Genomic DNA, 19,088 nt, shown 5'->3' with positions numbered 1-19,088 from the left:
TAAAGATATAAATACTAAAAAATATATATGATGATATGTATCTGACTAAATAATAAGTACCGCATGAATAATTAAGAAAAAAAAGGAAATAATATAGCAGAAAATACAATTTTTAAAATAAACTATTGATTCATACTGGTCTCTATGTTAGAATATTTAAGGTGAGATAACACACATCTTATAATTTACTTAGTAGTGCCTAAATGGTCCTAAGTAGAAATGATTAAGATGGAGGAAAAACTAAGGAGGTAGTAAAATGTCAGTAATCTCAATGAAACAATTATTAGAAGCTGGGGTTCACTTTGGACACCAAACTAGAAGATGGAACCCTAAAATGGGTGAGTACATTTTTACAGAAAGAAATGGAATATATATTATAGACCTTCAAAAAACTGTAAAAAAAGTAGAAGAAGCTTATAGTGCTATGAAGGAAATTGCTTCTGAAGGAGGAACAATTTTATTTGTAGGAACTAAAAAGCAAGCGCAAGAAGCTATTGAGGAAGAAGCTAAGAGAAGTGGAATGTTCTATGTTAACCAAAGATGGTTAGGTGGAATGTTAACTAACTTTAAAACTATCAAGAAGAGAATTGAACGTCTTCATGAATTAGAAAAAATGGAAGAAGATGGAACATTTGAAGTATTGCCTAAAAAAGAAGTTATTAAACTTCGTCATGAACAAGAAAAACTTGAAAAGTTTTTAGGTGGTATTAAAGACATGACCGAGATGCCAGATGCTTTATTTGTAGTAGACCCTAGAAAAGAAAGAATTGCTATCCAAGAGGCTCACACTCTAGGAATTCCTGTTATTTCAATTGTTGATACAAACTGTGATCCAGATGAAGTAGACTATGTTATTCCTGGGAATGATGATGCTATAAGAGCTGTTAAGTTACTTACTGCTACTATGGCAAACGCTGTAATTGAAGGAAAACAAGGGGTTCAAACAGAGGCATAAAATAATATAAAACAACTAAGTTATAGAAGGTAAGGGCTACAAGGGATTTTCCCTTACTCCTTACCTTTAATAATATGCTAGGAGGAGTTAGATATGAGTATAACTGCAGCAATGGTTAAAGAATTAAGAGAAAAAACAGGTGCTGGCATGATGGATTGCAAAAAAGCACTAACTGAGACAGATGGGAATATGGACAAGGCAGTTGAGGTTCTTAGAGAAAAAGGTCTAGCTGCTGTTGCTAAAAAAGCAGGTAGAATAGCAGCTGAAGGTTTAGTTGAAGCCTACATACATGGAGGTAGAATTGGAGTATTAGTTGAAGTTAACTCTGAAACTGACTTTGTGGCTAAAAATCAAGAATTTAAAGATTTTGTAAAAGATGTTGCTCTTCAAGTTGCAGCTGCAAATCCTCAATACGTAAGCCGTGATCAAGTAGATCAAGAAATGATTGAAAAAGAGAAGGAAATTTTAAAGAAACAAGCATTAAATGAAGGTAAACCAGAAAAAATCGTTGATAAGATGGTTGAAGGAAGAATTGAAAAATTTTACAAAGAGATATGTTTATTGGAGCAACCATTTGTTAAGAATCCTGATGTTACAATTGGGGAATTATTGACAGAAAAAATATCTAAAATCGGAGAAAATATCACTATTAGAAGATTTACAAGATATGAAGTAGGCGAAGGAATAGAAAAGAAAGAAGAGAACTTTGCAGAAGAGGTTGCTAAGCAGATAGGTAATAAGTAATTATTTTTTTGTATATTTGTATAAAAGAGAACACATCTGTGTTCTCTTTTACAATAATTAGTCATATCAATTAAATATTTTTATTGCAAAATGAAGGTTTTTTGTTGCAGTTGGCGAATATTAATGAGTGAAGGAGGACTGAGTGTGTTACAACCTCAATACAAAAGAGTTCTATTAAAATTAAGTGGTGAAGCTTTAGCTGGAGATAAGGGCTTCGGTTTAGATTCGAATATAGTTAGCAGTATTGCTGCTCAGATTAAAGATATTGTAAATATGGGAGTTCAGGTAGCTATAGTAGTTGGCGGTGGAAACTACTGGCGAGGTCGAACTGGTGAAGGTATGGATAGAACTACTGCTGATTATATGGGAATGATGGCAACTGTCATTAATGCCCTTGCTCTTCAAGATTCATTAGAAAATTTAGGTGTATTAACAAGAGTTCAGAGTGCTATAGAAATGAGACAAATAGCAGAACCATATATTAGAAGAAGAGCTGTTAGACATCTTGAAAAAAATCGTGTAGTTATATTTGCTGCCGGCACAGGAAATCCATATTTCTCCACAGATACTACAGCGGCTCTACGGGCTGCTGAAATTGAAGCCGAAGTAATCTTATTAGCTAAAAAGGTAGATGGAGTATATTCTGCTGATCCATGCCTTGATAAAACCGCTACGAAATTTGATGAATTAGCATATATAGATGTCTTAAAGATGGGGCTAAAGGTAATGGATTCGACTGCAACATCATTATGTATGGATAATGAAATACCGATTAAAGTTTTTGGATTAGAAGAGCCTGAAAATATTAAGAAGGTCATATGTGGAGAGAAAATAGGTACATATATTTATAGTTAATATAAATTTATTATAAGGAGGAGATAGAATGAAGTTAGAAATTCACAAAAATCTTGAGGACAAAATGACGAAAACTGTTAATGCACTTAAAGAGGACTTTGCAAGCATTAGAGCTGGTCGAGCTAATCCATCAATGTTAGACAGGGTTGTTGTAGAGTATTATGGCACACCTACTCCGATTAAGCAGATAGCTTCTGTAACGGCTCCTGAGCCAAGAATTATTACAATACAACCATATGATCAATCATCTATCAACAATATTGAAAAAGCTATTTTACAATCAGACTTAGGAGTTAACCCTTCTAATGATGGCAAAATTATTAGAATTGTTATTCCTCAATTAACAGAAGAAAGAAGAAAAGATCTTACTAAAGTAGCTAGAAAAACAGCTGAAGATAGTAAAATAGTTTTAAGAAATGAAAGACGTAATGCAAATGACCGTTTGAAAAAAATGCAAAAAGATAATGAGTTAACTGAAGACGAATTAAAAACTGCACAAGATGAAGTTCAAAAAATAACTGATAAATTTATTAAGATTGTAGATGAACTTACTGAAAAGAAAGAGCAGGATATTATGGAGGTATAAATTTGAATTATATTCCAGATGTTACAGGTTACAGACTAGAATCAGGTTTACATATATTGAAGGAGTATAATTACGAAATTATTGTTACAGAAACATTCGGGAAAAAAAATGTGAAATCTGATGAAGCAAGAATTGTAAGACAAACAATTTACAAAGATAATAAGTTGCAATTAATCATAGCATATTTTTAAGCCCCCTAACTGGGGGTTTAAAAATGATTGGGGGTGGAAAAATGCTTAAAAATCTATGGAATAGTTCTAACAATAATAAAATACCATCTAATATCAATATGGATTCAATACCTAAGCATATAGCGATTATTATGGATGGAAATGGTAGATGGGCAACAGAGCGTATGTTACCAAGAAATCTGGGACATAGGGCTGGAGTAGAAGCTTTAAGAGATGTGATAAAGACTGCTTCCAATATTGGAATAAAGCATTTAACCCTTTATGCTTTTTCTACAGAAAATTGGAAAAGACCTGCATCTGAAGTCTCATTATTAATGAAGCTTCTAATTGAGTATTTAAGAAAAGAAATAACAGAACTACATGATAATAATGTTAAGATTCAAACTATAGGAGATATTAATAAACTTAATGATGAAGTAATTGAAGAAATAAGCAAAGCGACTATTAAAACAAAGGATAATAATGGACTTTGTGTTAATATAGCTTTGAACTATGGTGGGCGTTCAGAAATTATTAATGCTGTAAAAAAAGTTGCTGAAAAAGCTAAAAGCAATGAAGTACAAATAGATGAAATAGATGAGGTATTAATTAGCTCTTTACTATATACTGCAAATGTACCTGATCCAGAATTATTAATTAGAACAAGTGGAGAAATCAGATTAAGTAATTTTTTGTTATGGCAATGCGCATATTCAGAATTTTGGTTTACTGATGTATACTGGCCAGATTTCAGAGGAGAGCATTTACTTATGGCAATATCTGATTACCAAAATCGCAAAAGAAGATTTGGTGGAATATAGGGGTGATAAAATGCTCAAGAGAATAGTTAGTGCAATTATTGGATTACCATTTTTATTAGCTATAATATTTATAGGAGGTATGCCTTTATTTATTGCTATTCTAATTGTATCATTAATTGGATTAAGAGAGTTTTATAATGCATGTAAGAACAAATCTTTATGCCCTGTTGAAGTAATAGGATACCTAGGTTCTATAGCCTTAATCGTACTAGTGAATTTTTCCTATAGCCTGTCCTATATTTTTTTATTATTTTTTATTTTAATTTTCCTATTAAATAGCATACAATTAATACATGGCAAATATAACTTTTTAGATATTAGTGTTACATTATATGGGTTAGCCTATGTTCCTTTACTTTTGAGCTGTATTTTGCTTATTAGTAACCAACCAAATAATATAGTTATATGGTTGGTATTTACCACTGCTTGGGGTACAGATACATTTGCATATTTTTCAGGATACTTTTTTGGAAAAAGAAAATTGTGTCCATCAATTAGTCCTAAAAAGACTGTTGCAGGAGCAATCGGTGGCGTTTTAGGAAGTATTAGTATATCAGTATTATTTGGCTATTTCTTTTTACAAGACTATATAATTATTGTTGCATTTATTGGGGCTATTGGTAGCATCGTTGCGCAAGTTGGTGATTTAAGTGCTTCTTTAATTAAACGGCATACTGGTATCAAGGATTTTGGAAATCTTATACCTGGACATGGAGGAGTACTAGATCGTTTTGACAGCATACTTTTTACAGCTCCGACAATTTATTTTATTTTAAATTTTGTAATTAACAGGGGATAAATAAGCATGATACTAGCATGCTTATTTTGTAGTCTAAGAAATGAATTGTTTTGATCATTTAAGGATTGCATTAGACGGATTTTTATTGAATCATATGAGGTGATAATTTGAAAAATATTAGTATATTAGGATCTACTGGATCAGTTGGAAGACAGACACTTGACGTTGTAAAAAATCATAGAGAAAGATTCAAGGTTGTCGGACTATCAGCACTAGAGAATATTGATGAGGTTGAGGAACAGATATATGAATTTGATCCTGAAATCGTCGCTATTTTTAATCAAGATAAAGCTGAAATTTTATCTAATAGAGTCGGTAGGAAGATTAAAATTGTTTCTGGAATTGATGGATTAATTGAGGTAGCTACACTAAATTCAGCAAATATAGTCGTAACATCAGTTGTTGGGAGTATTGGACTGATACCTACCCTGGAGGCTATTAGATGTAATAAGACTATAGCTTTAGCTAATAAGGAAACCTTAGTTGTAGCTGGTGAGTTAGTTATGAATGAAGCTCAAAAATACGGGGTTAAAATAATTCCGGTAGATAGTGAACATTCTGCTATTTTTCAATGTCTACAAGGAGAAGATATAAAAAATATATCAAGAATTATTTTAACTGCTTCAGGTGGCTCTTTTAGGGACTGGACAAAGGAAGAAATAGAAAAAGCAAGTGCAGAAGATGCCTTAAGACATCCGACATGGAATATGGGACAGAAAGTTACTATTGATTCTGCTACTTTAATGAATAAGGGATTAGAAGTAATTGAAGCACGATGGTTATTTAATTTAGAACTGGATAAAATAGATGTTATAGTTCATCCACAAAGTATAATCCATTCAATGGTTGAGTATAAAGATAATTCGATCATTAGTCAAATGGGACTGCCAGATATGAGAACACCAATACAATATGCACTCTCTTATCCAGAACGAATTAATAGCAATGTTGAAAAACTTGACTTTAATAAATTAGGAGAATTAACTTTCATGGCTCCAGACACTAATAGATTTCCATGTTTATCCTTAGCTTATGAAGCATTAAAAATAGGAAAAACAATGCCATGCGTATTAAATGGAGCAAATGAAGTTTTAGTTGAATACTTCTTGGAAAATAAAATTAGATTTTATGATATACCAGAGCTTATCGGAAAGGCAATGTCGATACATGAGCCATTTTCATATAAAACCGTTGATGAACTTTTGGAAGTGGATAAATGGGTTAGAAGCTGGATTAAAAATCAACTAAAATAGGAAGGTGGTTTTATGGCAACTGCTTTAGTGGCTATTATTGTTTTTGGTATACTGGTTTTGATTCATGAGTTAGGTCATTTTACAGTGGCAAAGCTAGTAGGAATTAAAGTTCATGAATTTGCTATAGGCATGGGGCCTAAGCTTATTCAAGTAAAAAAAGGTGAAACTTCGTATTCAATTCGAGCCTTACCACTTGGTGGATATGTTAGAATGGAAGGTGAAGATGAAAAATCTGATGATTTAAGAAGCTTTAATAACAAATCAGTTTTAGCTCGTATATCTGTTATTTTTGCTGGACCTTTTATGAACTTTGTTTTAGCTATAGCATTATTCTCAATTATTTTTTATTCAATAGGAGCACCAACTACAAGAATACAAGAGGTTATGGATCAATCTCCTGCACAAACAGCTGGAATACAGAGCGGAGATATTATTTACTCTATTAATGGGGAAAAAATGGATACTTGGCAAGATATTATAGACACTATTGGAAAATCGCAGGATAATTCGATACATATTACTATTGTTAGAAATGGTGATAGAATTGAGAAAACTGTAATACCTACTAGGGATATAGAGACTAATCGGGCAACAATTGGTATCAAAACTACTATAGAAAAATCTATAGGTGCATCGATCCGAAATGGATTTGTAGCAATAAAAGCCATAGCAACTGGTATATTAGGTTTTCTAAAAGGATTGATTACTAGAGAATCTAATGCTGCGGCAGAAATTATGGGACCTGTAGGAATTATAAACTTAGTAGGACAGGTGGCTAGAACAGGATGGATAGATGTAGTTAACTTGACCGCTGTCTTAAGCGTAAACTTAGGATTAATGAATCTATTACCGATACCTGCATTAGATGGAAGTAGAATTTTATTTCTATTAGTTGAAATGCTACGGGGAAAACCCGTTGACCCTGAAAAAGAAGGTATGATACATTTAATAGGTTTTGGTCTTTTGATAACTCTAATGTTATTTGTTACTTATAAAGATATATTAAAATTATTTAGCTAATTTAATTAAAAGAGTTATATAATTAGATTTTCAAGCATACAAGATTAACTATTTAATAATAAAAAATATTGAAAATCATAGAAGGTGAGCAAATGAGAAGAAAAACTAAGGTTGTTAAGTGTGGAAACGTATATGTCGGTGGTGACAATCCAATTTCAGTTCAGTCTATGACTACAACTGATCCTAGAGATGTTATTAGTACAGTTAATGAAATACGACGACTGGAAAGTGCAGGATGTGATATTGTTAGAATTGCTGTTCCTAATATGGAATCTGCTCAATCTATACATAAAATCAAATCTCAAACCAATATACCTATTGTGGCTGATATCCATTTTGATTATCGGTTAGCCTTAGAATCTATTAAGCAGGGGGTTGATGGTTTGAGATTAAACCCTGGGAATATCGGTGAAACTACAAGGGTTCAGGAGGTAGTTAGAGCAGTTAAGGAAAAAAATATACCTATTAGAATTGGTGTAAATGCAGGTTCATTAGAGAAATCTATATTAGACAAATATGGACATCCTACTGCTGAAGGGATGGTTGAAAGTGCTCTAAGGCATATATCTATTTTAGAAGATATGGACTTTACAGATATTGTAGTATCTTTAAAAGCAAGTGATGTTAAGCTAACTGTAGATGCTTACAAATTAATGTCAGAGCAGGTTGACTACCCTCTACATTTAGGAATTACTGAAGCTGGTACAATATGGACTGGTACAATTAAATCGTCAGCAGGCATAGGTGCTTTATTATTAATGGGAATAGGTGATACAATACGAGTTTCCTTAACTGGTGATCCAGTAGAAGAAATTAGAACTGGAAGACAACTTCTTAAATCCTTAGGAATAATTCAAAATGAAGTAACCATTATATCTTGTCCTACATGTGGCAGATGTCAAATAGACTTAATAAACGTAGCTAATCAAGTAGAAGATAAGTTAGGAAAGCTAAAGAAGCCTATTAAGGTTGCGGTTATGGGATGTGCAGTTAATGGTCCAGGAGAGGCTAGAGATGCTGATATTGGAATCGCAGGTGGCTCAGGATCGGCACTTTTATTTAAAAAGGGAGAAATTATAAAAAAGATAAAAGAGGAAGAAATTTTAACAACATTGATAGAAGAAATTGAAAAGATGTAGTGGGAGGGAACATTGTGAAGGTGACTGCCATCATACCTGCTTACAATGAAGAAAAAAGAATTGAAAAGGTAATCGATCCTGCTTTAAAGACTGATATGTTGTCAAATATAATTGTAGTTGATGATGGTTCGGAAGACTTGACTTCTAATATTGTATCTAAGTATAATGTCGACTTAATAAAAATGCCTCAAAATAGTGGAAAAACTGCGGCAGTTAAAGAGGGAATAAAATGCTGCAAAGATAGAAGTGATATTATAGTTCTATTAGATGCTGATTTAATAGGTCTAACTCCAAATCATATTAAATCATTAATTTTGCCATTATTGGAAGAGCAATTTGATATGACAATAGGGATTTTTAGGTCTGGAAGATATGTGACAGATTTAGCACAATATATTGCACCCCACTTGTCAGGACAAAGAGCAATAAAAACACATCTTGCTGATGAAATTTTAAATTTGGATATCACAGGCTACGGAATAGAAGTAGCTCTCTCTAAATTGACTAGAAAGCATAAGCTTAGAGTAGAAAATGTAATATTAGAAAATGTAACTCATACAACAAAAGAAGAAAAAATAGGGTTTGCCAAAGGAGCAATTTGGCGAATTAAAATGTACAAGGATATAATTAAATATTGGATACATTAAAAAGGGAGGGATTTTATGACTCCTTTGGGAAGTCTTAATTTAAATTATTTTTTAAATGGTTTTGGAATACCACAAAATCCATCCTATGAATCTTGTTTAATAGAGAAAGTACAATACTTCAAGCAAAGTAAAAAAATTTCGATTCACTTAGTTGGTAAGGAAATACTAGATCATGAAAATGTACATAATTCTTTAAACCAGTTAAAAACGATAATAGAAGAAAAGTTAGGTTCTAGTATGGAAGTATTTTTTATCTACGATGTAGAATATACCTCTTTAGAAGAGTTAATTAATATGAATTGGAAAAACATACTATATATTTTACAAAAAAATGTTCCTTCTTTTAATGTAATTGAAGGTGTAATTAATAGTGAAATTACAGATTCTACTCTAAAACTTATTTTTAATTCTAGTATTATTACTAAAAAAATGAGGGAAAGAAGAGTAGATTCACAGATTGAAAATTACTTTCTAAAGCAATTTAAAATATCTATTAAATGTAATATAAATACGAATGTAAATAAAGAATTTGTTCTAGAAGACTATGAACAACAAAAAGAGAATGAAAATTTAGCTTTAATTAGTCAAATTAAGAAACAAAATCCAATGGATAATACTGTACAAAATAAAGATCAATCAAAGGACAAAATTTTTGAGCCTAAATCTCCATTATCTTCTTCTGTTTTATTAGGGAAAAATTTTTCTGGAGAGATTAGTAAACTTATTGATATTAGAACTGACTCCGGGAGAGTTATTGTAGAAGGAGAAATATTTAGTATCGAAATTAAAGAACTTAGTGGTGGTAAAAAACTGGCTATAATAAATATTACAGATTATACAAACTCCATAACAGCAAAAATTTTTGAAAGAAAAAATCAAACAGTTGTCTTAGAAGAAATGTTCGTCAAAGGACAGGTAGTTAGAGTCCGAGGTGATGTTGTATACGATAAATTTATTAGAGAAAATATTATTATGTTAACTGATGCAATACAAATAGAAAAAGTAGAAAAAGATGATATCTATGAGAATAAAAGAGTTGAGTTACATTTACATACTCAAATGTCAGCTATGGACGGTACTACTAGTATTACTGATCTAATCAAAAAGGCGTCTAAGTGGGGACATAAAGCTATAGCTGTAACTGATCACGGGATAGTGCAGGCTTTTCCTGAGGCTATGGATGCAGGGAATAAATATGGTGTTAAAGTAATATATGGAATGGAAGGATATTTGGTAGATGATGAAGTAAACTTGATAGAAGGAGAAGAAGAGTACTCTTTAGATGATGAATTTGTTATTTTTGATATTGAAACTACTGGTCTTTCAAGTAAAAATGATGAAATAACAGAAATAGGAGCTGTTAAAATAAAAAACAATATGGTTATTGATAGCTTCTCAGCTCTAATAAATCCTGAGAAGAATATTCCAGAAAAAATTGTAGAATTAACTGGCATTACTAATGATATGGTAAAGGATAAACCAACTATAGCAACAGTTCTTCCAGAGTTTTTTAAATTTATTGGAAATAGTCCTGTAGTTGCACATAATGCTGATTTTGATACTGGTTTCATTAGAGATAAGGCTAATAGATATAATATGAATTTTAACAACATAACTATTGATACTTTAAAGTTAGCACGTGTTCTTTTACCAAATCTAAAAAGACATCGATTGAATGTTATTGCTAAAGAACTAAATATATCTTTAGAGAATCATCATAGGGCTGTAGATGATGCTAAGGCTACAGCAGAAATGTTTATAAAGTTTATTGAAATGATGAAAGAAAGAAATATAGTATCCTTAAAGGATATAAATACTCACTTAAGTACAAAGATTGATTTTAAGACATTGAAAACCTATCACATTGTTATTTTAGCAAAAAACTATACAGGTTTAGAAAATCTATATAAGATTGTTTCTGAATCCCATTTAAACTATTTTTATAAAAGGCCTCGTATACCAAGAAGCTTATTGAATAAATATAGAGAAGGGCTTATTTTAGGCACAGCTTGTGAAGCGGGTGAACTTTTTCAAAGTATTCTTTCTAATAAGCCGGCAGAGTATATTGAGAAAATAGCTAAGCGCTACGATTATTTAGAAATACAGCCTATAGGTAATAATAAATTTTTAATTGAAAAGGGTCTTGCTAAAGATAATAATGATCTTAGGGAGTTAAATAAAAGGATAGTAGAATTAGGTGAAAAGCTAAACTTACCTGTTGTAGCTACAGGTGATGTACATTTTCTTGATTCTAAAGATAGTGTATTTAGAAAGATATTAATGGCTGGGCAGGGATTTAGTGATGCCGATGATCAAGCTCCACTATACTTTAAAACTACCGATGAAATGATTGAAGAGTTTTCTTATTTAGGCAAAGCTAAATCAGAAGAAGTAGTTATACAATACCCAAACAAAATTTGTGATGAGATTGAACATATGTTACCAATTCCTGATGGCACATTTCCACCAGAAATTGAAGGATCTGAAGAAGAACTACGAAGAATGTGCTATGAAAAGGCAGAGCGAATTTATGGTAAAGATATACCAGAACTAGTAAAAAATCGATTAGATAAAGAATTAAACTCAATAATTAATAATGGATACGCTGTAATGTACATTATTGCACATAAATTAGTTGCAAAATCTTTAAGTGATGGATACTTGGTAGGGTCTAGAGGATCAGTAGGTTCTTCCTTTGCAGCTACTATGAGTGATATAACAGAAGTAAATCCACTTCCGCCACACTATGTATGTCCAAAATGCAAATACTCTGAGTTTATACTAGACGGATCTATTGGATCTGGTGCTGACTTACCAGATAAAGATTGTCCTAAGTGTGGAGAGATACTTATTAAAGATGGTCATGACATACCATTTGAAGTTTTTCTTGGCTTTGAGGGAGATAAGGAGCCTGATATTGATCTAAACTTTGCTGGAGAATATCAAAGTGAAGCCCATAAATATACAGAAGAGCTTTTTGGTAAAGGTAAGGTTTATCGAGCGGGGACAATAGGAACTGTTGCTGATAAAACAGCCTATGGTTTTGTAAGGAAATATATTGATGAGAAACAATTACATTATAATATGGCCGAAATAAATAGATTAACCACAGGATGTACTGGAATCAAAAGAACTTCTGGACAACATCCTGGTGGCGTTATGATTGTACCTGCTGCATATGATATACATAAGTTCAGCCCTATTCAATATCCTGCCAATGATTCGAAATCTGGGGTAATTACAACTCATTTTGACTATCATTCAATTAGTGGACGGCTATTAAAATTAGATATATTAGGACATGATGTTCCAACAATAATAAAAATGCTTGAGGATTTAACTGGTATGAATGCTCAGAAGATTCCTTTAGATGATAAAAATACAATTGGTATTTTTACTAGTACTGACCCTCTAGGAATTTCATCAGAGGAAATTGAATGCGAAGTTGGTACATTAGGTATACCTGAGTTCGGAACTAAATTTGTTAGACAGATGTTAATTGACACCCAACCTAAAACTTTTGCCGAACTAGTTCGTATAAGTGGATTATCTCATGGTACAGATGTTTGGCTTAATAATGCGCAAGATTTAGTACGAAACAATATTGCTGAATTAAAGGATGTTATTTCTACTAGAGATGACATTATGAACTATTTAATTTTAAAAGGGTTACCTCCAAAAACGTCATTTAAAATCATGGAGAATGTAAGAAAGGGTAAAGGATTAACTCCAGAGAATGAGCAGGAAATGAAAGAGCATAATGTACCAGACTGGTATATTGACTCTTGTAATAAAATCAAGTATATGTTCCCTAAAGCTCACGCCGCTGCATATGTTATGATGTCTTTCAGAATAGCATATTTCAAAGTTAATTATCCAGAAGCATTTTATGCTACTTATTTTACTACGAAGGCAGAAGATTTTGACGCAGACTTTATTATAAAAGGAGAAGATGCTATTAGACTTAAGATAAAAGAATTGGAGTCTATTGGAAATGATCTAACTGCAAAAGAAAAAAACTTTCTAACTGTATTAGAAGTAGCTTTAGAAATGTACTGTAGAGGAATTCATCTATTGCCTGTAGATTTATATCTCTCGGATGCAGATAGGTTTATGATAGTTGATGGAAAATTATTACCTCCTTTAAAGGGTTTGCAAGGAGTAGGGCAAAATGCTGCAAAAAGTATAGTTGATGCCAGACAAGAAGGGGAATTTATATCATTAGAAGATTTAAGGAATAGAACCAAAGTTACAAAAACTGTTATAGAAATGTTAGTTAGTCATGGTTGTATTAAGGATTTACCCGAAACTAATCAACTCTCATTGTTTTCACTTGCATGATTTTACCATATGTGTTATACTGTAACAAACGACATATGATATTCTTGAAAGAGTGGGAGTTTCCCACTCTTTCTATTATATAGTATGCATATAGTGGTATAAAGTTTGAATAAATAACAAAAACTACAATAAAAACTGAATATAGGAGGTATATAATGGCAAAAAATCGTGTTGAAAAGATTGCAGAAAAATTAGTAATACCAATTATAGAAAATGAAGAATTTGAATTAGCAGATGTAGAATATAAAAAAGAAGGCTCTAATTGGTATTTAAGAATATATATAGATAAACCCGGTGGTATTACATTGGATGATTGCCAGAAGGTTAGTGAGCAACTAAGTGATGAACTTGATAGGGAAGATCCTATAAAAGAGAATTATTTCTTAGAAGTATCATCACCAGGACTTGATAGACCATTAAAAAAAGAGGCTGATTTTATTCGTTTCAAAGGTGAAATAGTAGAAGTGAAACTATATGAACCATTAAATGGAAACAAGATTATAGAGGGTGAGCTAGTAGGGTTAGAGAATAATATTATTAAAGTCAATGTGGCTAATGTTGGATTAGTAGAGTTGCCTAGGGATAAGGTAGCTTTAACAAGATTGGCTATTAAATTTTAGGGAGGTTAGTAGGGATGAATGCTGAGTTTACAGAGGCCCTTGAGCAGATTGAAAAAGACAAAGGTATTTCTAAGGATATTTTAATTGATGCAGTAGAGGCTGCTTTAATTTCTAGTTATAAAAGAAATTTTGGCTCTGCTCAAAATGTAAGAGTTGAAATTAATCGCGATAACGGTGAGGTTCATGTATACGCTCAAAAAAAGATAACTGATGACGTAATAGATGATTTATTAGAAATTGATATCGAAGATGCTAAGAAAATCAATTCAAAGTATGCGATTGGAGATATTTTTGAGAGTGAGGTTACTCCTAGAAACTTTGGACGAATAGCGGCTCAAACAGCTAAGCAAGTAGTTGTACAAAGAATTAGAGAAGCTGAAAGAGGTATTGTTTACGAAGAATTTATAAATCGTGAATCAGAGATTATCACTGGAGAAGTTTCTAGAGTTGCAAAAGGTAATGTTTATATTAGCTTAGGTAGAACAGAAGCAATTTTGGGACCAAGTGAACAAATTCCAAATGAGGAATATCAACATGGAGATAGAATTAAATGCTATATAGTAGAAGTTAAGAAGACCACAAAAGGTCCACAAATACTCCTATCCAGAACTCACCCTGGGTTAGTAAAGCGTTTGTTTGAGCTTGAAGTGCCTGAAATTCATGATGGGACTGTAGAAATAAAGAGTATTTCAAGAGAAGCAGGCTCACGTGCTAAAATAGCAGTTGATTCTAAGGATTCAAATGTGGATGCAGTTGGTGCCTGTGTAGGACCTAAAGGAGCAAGGGTACAGACTATAGTAGATGAGTTAAAAGGTGAAAAAATTGATATAATTAAGTATAGTGAAGATCCTAAAGAGTTTATTTCTAGCTCACTAAGTCCTGCAAAGGTATTGCAATGCGAAGTCAATAGTGAAGAAAAGACAGCAAAAGTTATTGTTCCTGATTATCAACTTTCTTTAGCTATTGGAAAAGAAGGTCAAAATGCTAGACTTGCTGCAAAGCTAACAGGATGGAAAATTGATATAAAGAGTGAAAGTCAAGTCAATGGTTAATTGAGGTGATTAAATGAAAAACAAGAAGATTCCTTTAAGAAAATGTTTAGGATGTAATGAAATGAAACCTAAAAAGGAGCTATTAAGAGTAGTTCATAATTCACAAGGTAGTATAAGTGTGGATACTATTGGAAGAGCTCAAGGAAGAGGAGCATATATTTGTAACTCTAAAGAATGCCTCGATAAAGCTAAAAAAATAAAGGCCTTTAATAGAGCTTTTCAGTCAAATATTCCTGAAGAGATATATGAGGATCTCATAAAGGAGCTTGTTATAAATGAATGTGAAAATTAAAAATTTATTAACTTTAGCTGCGAAATCTGGAAATATTGTATCTGGCGATGAAACTTGCATTAATTACTTAAAAAAGAATGCTATTCATTTAATAATACTAGCTGAAGATGCTTCAGAAAATACTAAAAAAAAATTTAAAGACAAAGCATCCTATCGGGATATCCCAATTCGTTTTTGGCAACAAAAAGAAGAATTGGGTAATACTATCGGAAAAGCTTCTAGAACAATTATAGGTGTTATAGATAAAGGTTTTGCTGAAAAAATATTAAAATATTTAGATGAATTGCTTTAGAGAAAATAATTAGGGGGTGATTTATTTGTCAAAGATAAGGGTATATCAATTGGCAAAAGAGTTAGAAATTAGTAGTAAGGAATTGATCGAAAAGTTAAAGGAGTTATCTATTGAAGTAAATAGCCATATGAGTACATTAGAGGATGAAAATGCAAATATACTAATTGAATTATTTACTGAGGAAAGTAAACCAAAGACAATATCTAATACAAAAGAAAAGCCACCTAATCAAGAACAGCATGATGAAAATAAACTAGAAACATTAGATAATAAAGAAGATATTATAGTTCCTACAAGTAATAAAAAAGAGAAGAGAAATAAAAATAAAAACAAAAGAAATAAAAATTCTATGGCGGATAATTATGACGATAGGGTAGAAAGTAAAGGTGAGCGAGTGATACAATTAAAAAGCAAAGTAACAGTAAAAGAATTAGCTGAAATTATGGATAAAAATGTTAGTGAAATAATTACAAAGCTTATTGGTTTAGGAATAATGGCAACTATTAACCAAGAATTGGACTATGATACAGCCCAAATAATAGCTTCAGAATTTGGTGTTGAAGTTGAGCCATTAGGAGATGTAACTATTGAGGATGTTATTGATGATATTGAAATTGAGCCTGACAGACCTGAAGATTTAAAGCCAAGATCTCCTGTAGTGACAGTTATGGGTCATGTTGACCACGGAAAAACATCTTTATTAGATGCAATACGTAAAACTAAAGTAACCTCTAGAGAAGCTGGAGGAATTACACAACATATAGGTGCTTCAGAAGTAAAAGTTAATGATAAAAAGATAGTACTTTTAGATACACCTGGTCACGAGGCATTTACATCAATGCGTGCGAGAGGTGCAAAAGTAACAGATATAGCTATTTTAGTAGTTGCTGCCGATGATGGGGTTATGCCACAAACAATTGAAGCTATTAACCATGCTAAAGCTGCTGAAGTTCCTATTATAGTAGCTGTTAATAAAATGGATAAACCTAGTGCTAATCCAGACAGGGTGAAACAAGAATTAGCAGATCATGGCCTTCTAATAGAAGAATGGGGTGGAGATGTTATTTCTGTTCCTGTTTCTGCTCTTAATGGTGAAAATATCGATACTCTATTAGAAATGATCTTATTAGTTGCAGAGATGGAGGAATTTAAAGCAAATCCAAATCGTAAAGCGATAGGTACTGTTATAGAAGCCCAACTAGATGTAGGTAAGGGTTCCATAGCAACTGTTTTGGTACAAAATGGAACTTTAAAAATAGGCGATTCTGTTGTAATTGGTACTGCTTATGGTAGAATTAGGGCTATGATGAATGATAAAGGAAAAAGGGTTAAAATAGCAGGTCCTTCTACAGCTGTAGAGATTACTGGATTGTCTGAAGTTCCAGAAGCCGGAGATCAAATGTTTGCAGTAGAAGATGATAGGGTCGCTAAGGCAATTGTTGAAAAGAGAATTAATAAGATAAAAGAAGAACAGTTAAAAGAAAGTCAAAAAATTTCATTAGATGCATTGTTTAGTCAAATGGAACAAGGACAGATTAAAGATTTAAACCTGATTGTAAAGGCAGATGTACAAGGATCTGTAGAGGCAGTTAAACAGTCTCTTGTTAAATTATCAAATGACGAAGTGGTTATACATCCAATACACGGTGGGGTAGGAGCAATTACTGAAACAGATGTAATGCTTGCAGCAGCATCAAATGCTATAATTATTGGTTTTAATGTTAGACCAACTTCTACTGCTACTTCATTGGCAAAAAAAGAAAATGTAGATATAAGAAGTTATCGTGTTATTTATAAAGCAATCGAAGATATTGAGGCTGCTATGAAAGGTATGCTTGATCCAGAATTTAAAGAAGAGGATTTAGGTAAAGCAGAAGTAAGAGCTACATTTAAGGTTCCAGGAGCAGGTACAATTGGTGGATGCTATGTAATAGAAGGTAAAATCTTGAGAAATGCAAAAGTTAGATTAGTTAGAGATGGTATAATTATTCATGAAGGTACAATTGATTCTTTAAAAAGGTTTAAGGATGATGCAAGAGAAGTTGCAACTGGATATGAATGTGGTATAGGTCTAAGTCAATTTAATGACCTTAAAGAAGGAGATATTATAGAAGCATATCAGATGAAAGAAATAGAAAGATAACTAGGAAGGGATGAGGATATGTCATATCCTAGAGTTAAACGTTTATCAGAAGAAATAAAAAAAATAGTAAGTAATATAATTAGAAATGAATTAAGAGATCCAAGAATTGCACCTATGACCAGTATAGTAGAGGTAGATGTAACTAGAGACTTAAGGTATGTTAATATTTATATCAGTGTTCTAGGGACTGAAAAAGAAAAAGAGGCCACTATGGAAGGATTAATAAAGGCAAGTGGTTTTATTAGGAGAGAAATAGGACAGAAAATTAAGGCTAGATATACTCCAGAAGTAATTTTTAAATTAGATGAATCTATAGAACGAGGAATCTACATGTACAATGTAATTACAAAGGTCAATGAGCAAAATCCTCCTACTTCTGATGAGGATAAGACAGATGAATAAGCTAATAGAAATTGCTTCTAACAGTAATAATATTGCTGTTACATCTCATGTTGATCCTGATGGAGATAGCATAGGCTCTATACTTGCTTTAGGACTAGCATTAAAACAGAAGTATAAAAATGTAGAGATATTTACTGCTGATCCATTACCAGCCAGATATGACTTTCTAGTAGGGTCAAAATATATCAAAAGATATGAAGATGTTAAGGATAAAGCTTTTGATTTGTTTTTTGCATTAGACTGTGGCGACGAAAACAGACTAGGTAAAAGTATAGATGTTATGAGAAAAAGCAAAACAGTTGTTAATATAGATCATCATATTAGTAATACACAGTTTGGCGATATTAACATTGTAGACATAAATTCATCATCTACTTGTGAAATGATTTTCTCCATTATTAAAGATATAGGACTAACAATAGATGAAGAGATAGCCACCTGTATATACACTGGTATTGTTACCGATAGTGGAAACTTTATGTATGATAATGCTACTGATAAGACTCACTTAATAGCAGCAGAACTAATAAGAGCTAATATAGATAAACAGGAAATTATGTATAACCTGTACCAAAAAAAATCTATAAAAAACTTAAGATTTTTAGGGTATTGCTTAACTAATATGGACATAGAGCTTGATGGACATCTTGCAATATTCGAAATTACATCTGCCTTATTAGATAAGTTTGATATACCTTCTGCTGATGTTGAAGGAATTGTAAACTATGGAAGAGATATAGATGGTGTTGATATATCAGTAACTATACGAGAAGAAAGCGATGACAAACTTAAACTTAGTTTTAGGTCAAAGCATGATGATGTAGATGTTAGAAAACTGGCAGAGCTCTTTAATGGTGGTGGACATAAAAAAGCATCGGGTGCTACGTTAAATGCTTCTTTAGATGAAGCAAAGGCTCTAATTATAGAAAATGCAAAACAATTTATAAGACGGTGATT

The 19,088-nt window shown here is 32.1% G+C and carries 19 protein-coding genes; all 19 read left to right on the top strand.

What is annotated here, in order from left to right:
- Positions 1-256: 256 nt before the first annotated feature.
- The 19 genes from rpsB to HYG84_RS13570 all read left to right on the top strand — a co-directional run bounded on the left by rpsB (position 257) and on the right by HYG84_RS13570 (position 19,086).
- A complete protein-coding gene (gene rpsB / locus HYG84_RS13660; protein WP_212378121.1) occupies positions 257-955 on the top strand; it encodes a 30S ribosomal protein S2 in 699 nt (232 codons plus the stop codon).
- A 93-nt stretch (positions 956-1,048) separates the two neighbouring features.
- Positions 1,049-1,699: a translation elongation factor Ts gene (tsf, locus tag HYG84_RS13655; RefSeq protein ID WP_212378118.1), complete on the top strand. Its 651-nt coding sequence runs from the start codon at positions 1,049-1,051 to the stop codon at positions 1,697-1,699.
- A gap of 144 nt (positions 1,700-1,843) precedes the next feature.
- Entirely contained in the window at positions 1,844-2,554 is a 711-nt protein-coding gene (gene pyrH / locus HYG84_RS13650; RefSeq protein ID WP_212378116.1) for a UMP kinase, read from the top strand.
- Positions 2,555-2,582: 28 nt separating this feature from the next.
- Positions 2,583-3,140 (top strand): ribosome recycling factor, encoded by a 558-nt coding sequence (gene frr, locus HYG84_RS13645; RefSeq protein WP_212378114.1) that lies wholly within the window; start codon positions 2,583-2,585, stop codon positions 3,138-3,140.
- Positions 3,141-3,142: 2 nt separating this feature from the next.
- Positions 3,143-3,331, top strand: a complete 189-nt coding sequence (locus HYG84_RS13640; RefSeq protein WP_212378112.1) for a hypothetical protein — start codon at positions 3,143-3,145, stop codon at positions 3,329-3,331.
- Between the two features lie 41 nt (positions 3,332-3,372).
- Positions 3,373-4,131 carry an isoprenyl transferase gene (locus tag HYG84_RS13635; RefSeq protein ID WP_212382303.1) on the top strand — a complete coding sequence of 253 codons (759 nt, stop codon included), beginning with the start codon at positions 3,373-3,375 and terminating at the stop codon, positions 4,129-4,131.
- Between the two features lie 10 nt (positions 4,132-4,141).
- Positions 4,142-4,930 (top strand): phosphatidate cytidylyltransferase, encoded by a 789-nt coding sequence (locus tag HYG84_RS13630; protein WP_212378109.1) that lies wholly within the window; start codon positions 4,142-4,144, stop codon positions 4,928-4,930.
- A 107-nt stretch (positions 4,931-5,037) separates the two neighbouring features.
- Positions 5,038-6,183 carry a 1-deoxy-D-xylulose-5-phosphate reductoisomerase gene (locus HYG84_RS13625; RefSeq protein ID WP_212378107.1) on the top strand — a complete coding sequence of 382 codons (1,146 nt, stop codon included), beginning with the start codon at positions 5,038-5,040 and terminating at the stop codon, positions 6,181-6,183.
- A 12-nt stretch (positions 6,184-6,195) separates the two neighbouring features.
- Complete coding sequence (gene rseP, locus HYG84_RS13620) at positions 6,196-7,203, top strand: RIP metalloprotease RseP (protein WP_212378105.1); 1,008 nt, start codon at positions 6,196-6,198, stop codon at positions 7,201-7,203.
- A gap of 92 nt (positions 7,204-7,295) precedes the next feature.
- Positions 7,296-8,342 (top strand): flavodoxin-dependent (E)-4-hydroxy-3-methylbut-2-enyl-diphosphate synthase, encoded by a 1,047-nt coding sequence (gene ispG / locus HYG84_RS13615; protein WP_212378103.1) that lies wholly within the window; start codon positions 7,296-7,298, stop codon positions 8,340-8,342.
- A 14-nt stretch (positions 8,343-8,356) separates the two neighbouring features.
- A complete protein-coding gene (locus tag HYG84_RS13610; RefSeq protein ID WP_212378101.1) occupies positions 8,357-8,989 on the top strand; it encodes a glycosyltransferase family 2 protein in 633 nt (210 codons plus the stop codon).
- Between the two features lie 15 nt (positions 8,990-9,004).
- Complete coding sequence (locus HYG84_RS13605) at positions 9,005-13,330, top strand: PolC-type DNA polymerase III (RefSeq protein WP_212378099.1); 4,326 nt, start codon at positions 9,005-9,007, stop codon at positions 13,328-13,330.
- A gap of 155 nt (positions 13,331-13,485) precedes the next feature.
- Complete coding sequence (rimP, locus tag HYG84_RS13600) at positions 13,486-13,950, top strand: ribosome maturation factor RimP (RefSeq protein ID WP_212378097.1); 465 nt, start codon at positions 13,486-13,488, stop codon at positions 13,948-13,950.
- Between the two features lie 14 nt (positions 13,951-13,964).
- The gene (gene nusA, locus HYG84_RS13595; protein ID WP_212378095.1) at positions 13,965-15,002 is read left to right on the top strand and encodes a transcription termination factor NusA; all 1,038 of its coding nucleotides are present in this window, start codon (positions 13,965-13,967) and stop codon (positions 15,000-15,002) included.
- Positions 15,003-15,015: 13 nt separating this feature from the next.
- A complete protein-coding gene (gene rnpM, locus HYG84_RS13590; RefSeq protein ID WP_212378093.1) occupies positions 15,016-15,294 on the top strand; it encodes an RNase P modulator RnpM in 279 nt (92 codons plus the stop codon).
- Positions 15,278-15,586, top strand: coding sequence for a L7Ae/L30e/S12e/Gadd45 family ribosomal protein (locus HYG84_RS13585; RefSeq protein WP_212378091.1), 309 nt, complete (start codon positions 15,278-15,280; stop codon positions 15,584-15,586). Before rnpM ends, HYG84_RS13585 begins: the two co-directional genes overlap by 17 nt.
- Before the next feature lie 25 nt (positions 15,587-15,611).
- A complete protein-coding gene (gene infB / locus HYG84_RS13580) occupies positions 15,612-17,729 on the top strand; it encodes a translation initiation factor IF-2 (protein ID WP_212378089.1) in 2,118 nt (705 codons plus the stop codon).
- A gap of 18 nt (positions 17,730-17,747) precedes the next feature.
- A complete protein-coding gene (gene rbfA, locus HYG84_RS13575) occupies positions 17,748-18,131 on the top strand; it encodes a 30S ribosome-binding factor RbfA (protein ID WP_212378087.1) in 384 nt (127 codons plus the stop codon).
- Positions 18,124-19,086: a DHH family phosphoesterase gene (locus tag HYG84_RS13570; RefSeq protein WP_212378085.1), complete on the top strand. Its 963-nt coding sequence runs from the start codon at positions 18,124-18,126 to the stop codon at positions 19,084-19,086. Before rbfA ends, HYG84_RS13570 begins: the two co-directional genes overlap by 8 nt.
- The last annotated feature ends 2 nt before the right edge of the window (positions 19,087-19,088 follow it).

It is taken from the genome of Alkaliphilus sp. B6464 (genome assembly GCF_018141165.1).
GTDB lineage: Bacteria > Bacillota > Clostridia > Peptostreptococcales > Natronincolaceae > Alkaliphilus_B.
Note: the sequence above shows the minus strand (reverse complement) of the source record. Positions and strands in the feature narration are given on the sequence as shown.

Excerpts from the sequence above, each read along its gene's own strand:
- rpsB (WP_212378121.1), top strand. The coding sequence starts at position 257 with ATGTCAGTAATCTCAATGAAACAATTATTAGAAGCTGGGGTTCACTTT.
- tsf (WP_212378118.1), top strand. The coding sequence starts at position 1,049 with ATGAGTATAACTGCAGCAATGGTTAAAGAATTAAGAGAAAAAACAGGT.
- frr (WP_212378114.1), top strand. The coding sequence starts at position 2,583 with ATGAAGTTAGAAATTCACAAAAATCTTGAGGACAAAATGACGAAAACT.
- HYG84_RS13635 (WP_212382303.1), top strand. The coding sequence starts at position 3,373 with ATGCTTAAAAATCTATGGAATAGTTCTAACAATAATAAAATACCATCT.
- HYG84_RS13630 (WP_212378109.1), top strand. The coding sequence starts at position 4,142 with ATGCTCAAGAGAATAGTTAGTGCAATTATTGGATTACCATTTTTATTA.
- rseP (WP_212378105.1), top strand. The coding sequence starts at position 6,196 with ATGGCAACTGCTTTAGTGGCTATTATTGTTTTTGGTATACTGGTTTTG.
- ispG (WP_212378103.1), top strand. The coding sequence starts at position 7,296 with ATGAGAAGAAAAACTAAGGTTGTTAAGTGTGGAAACGTATATGTCGGT.
- HYG84_RS13605 (WP_212378099.1), top strand. The coding sequence starts at position 9,005 with ATGACTCCTTTGGGAAGTCTTAATTTAAATTATTTTTTAAATGGTTTT.
- rimP (WP_212378097.1), top strand. The coding sequence starts at position 13,486 with ATGGCAAAAAATCGTGTTGAAAAGATTGCAGAAAAATTAGTAATACCA.
- nusA (WP_212378095.1), top strand. The coding sequence starts at position 13,965 with ATGAATGCTGAGTTTACAGAGGCCCTTGAGCAGATTGAAAAAGACAAA.
- rnpM (WP_212378093.1), top strand. The coding sequence starts at position 15,016 with ATGAAAAACAAGAAGATTCCTTTAAGAAAATGTTTAGGATGTAATGAA.
- HYG84_RS13585 (WP_212378091.1), top strand. The coding sequence starts at position 15,278 with ATGAATGTGAAAATTAAAAATTTATTAACTTTAGCTGCGAAATCTGGA.
- rbfA (WP_212378087.1), top strand. The coding sequence starts at position 17,748 with ATGTCATATCCTAGAGTTAAACGTTTATCAGAAGAAATAAAAAAAATA.
- HYG84_RS13570 (WP_212378085.1), top strand. The coding sequence starts at position 18,124 with ATGAATAAGCTAATAGAAATTGCTTCTAACAGTAATAATATTGCTGTT.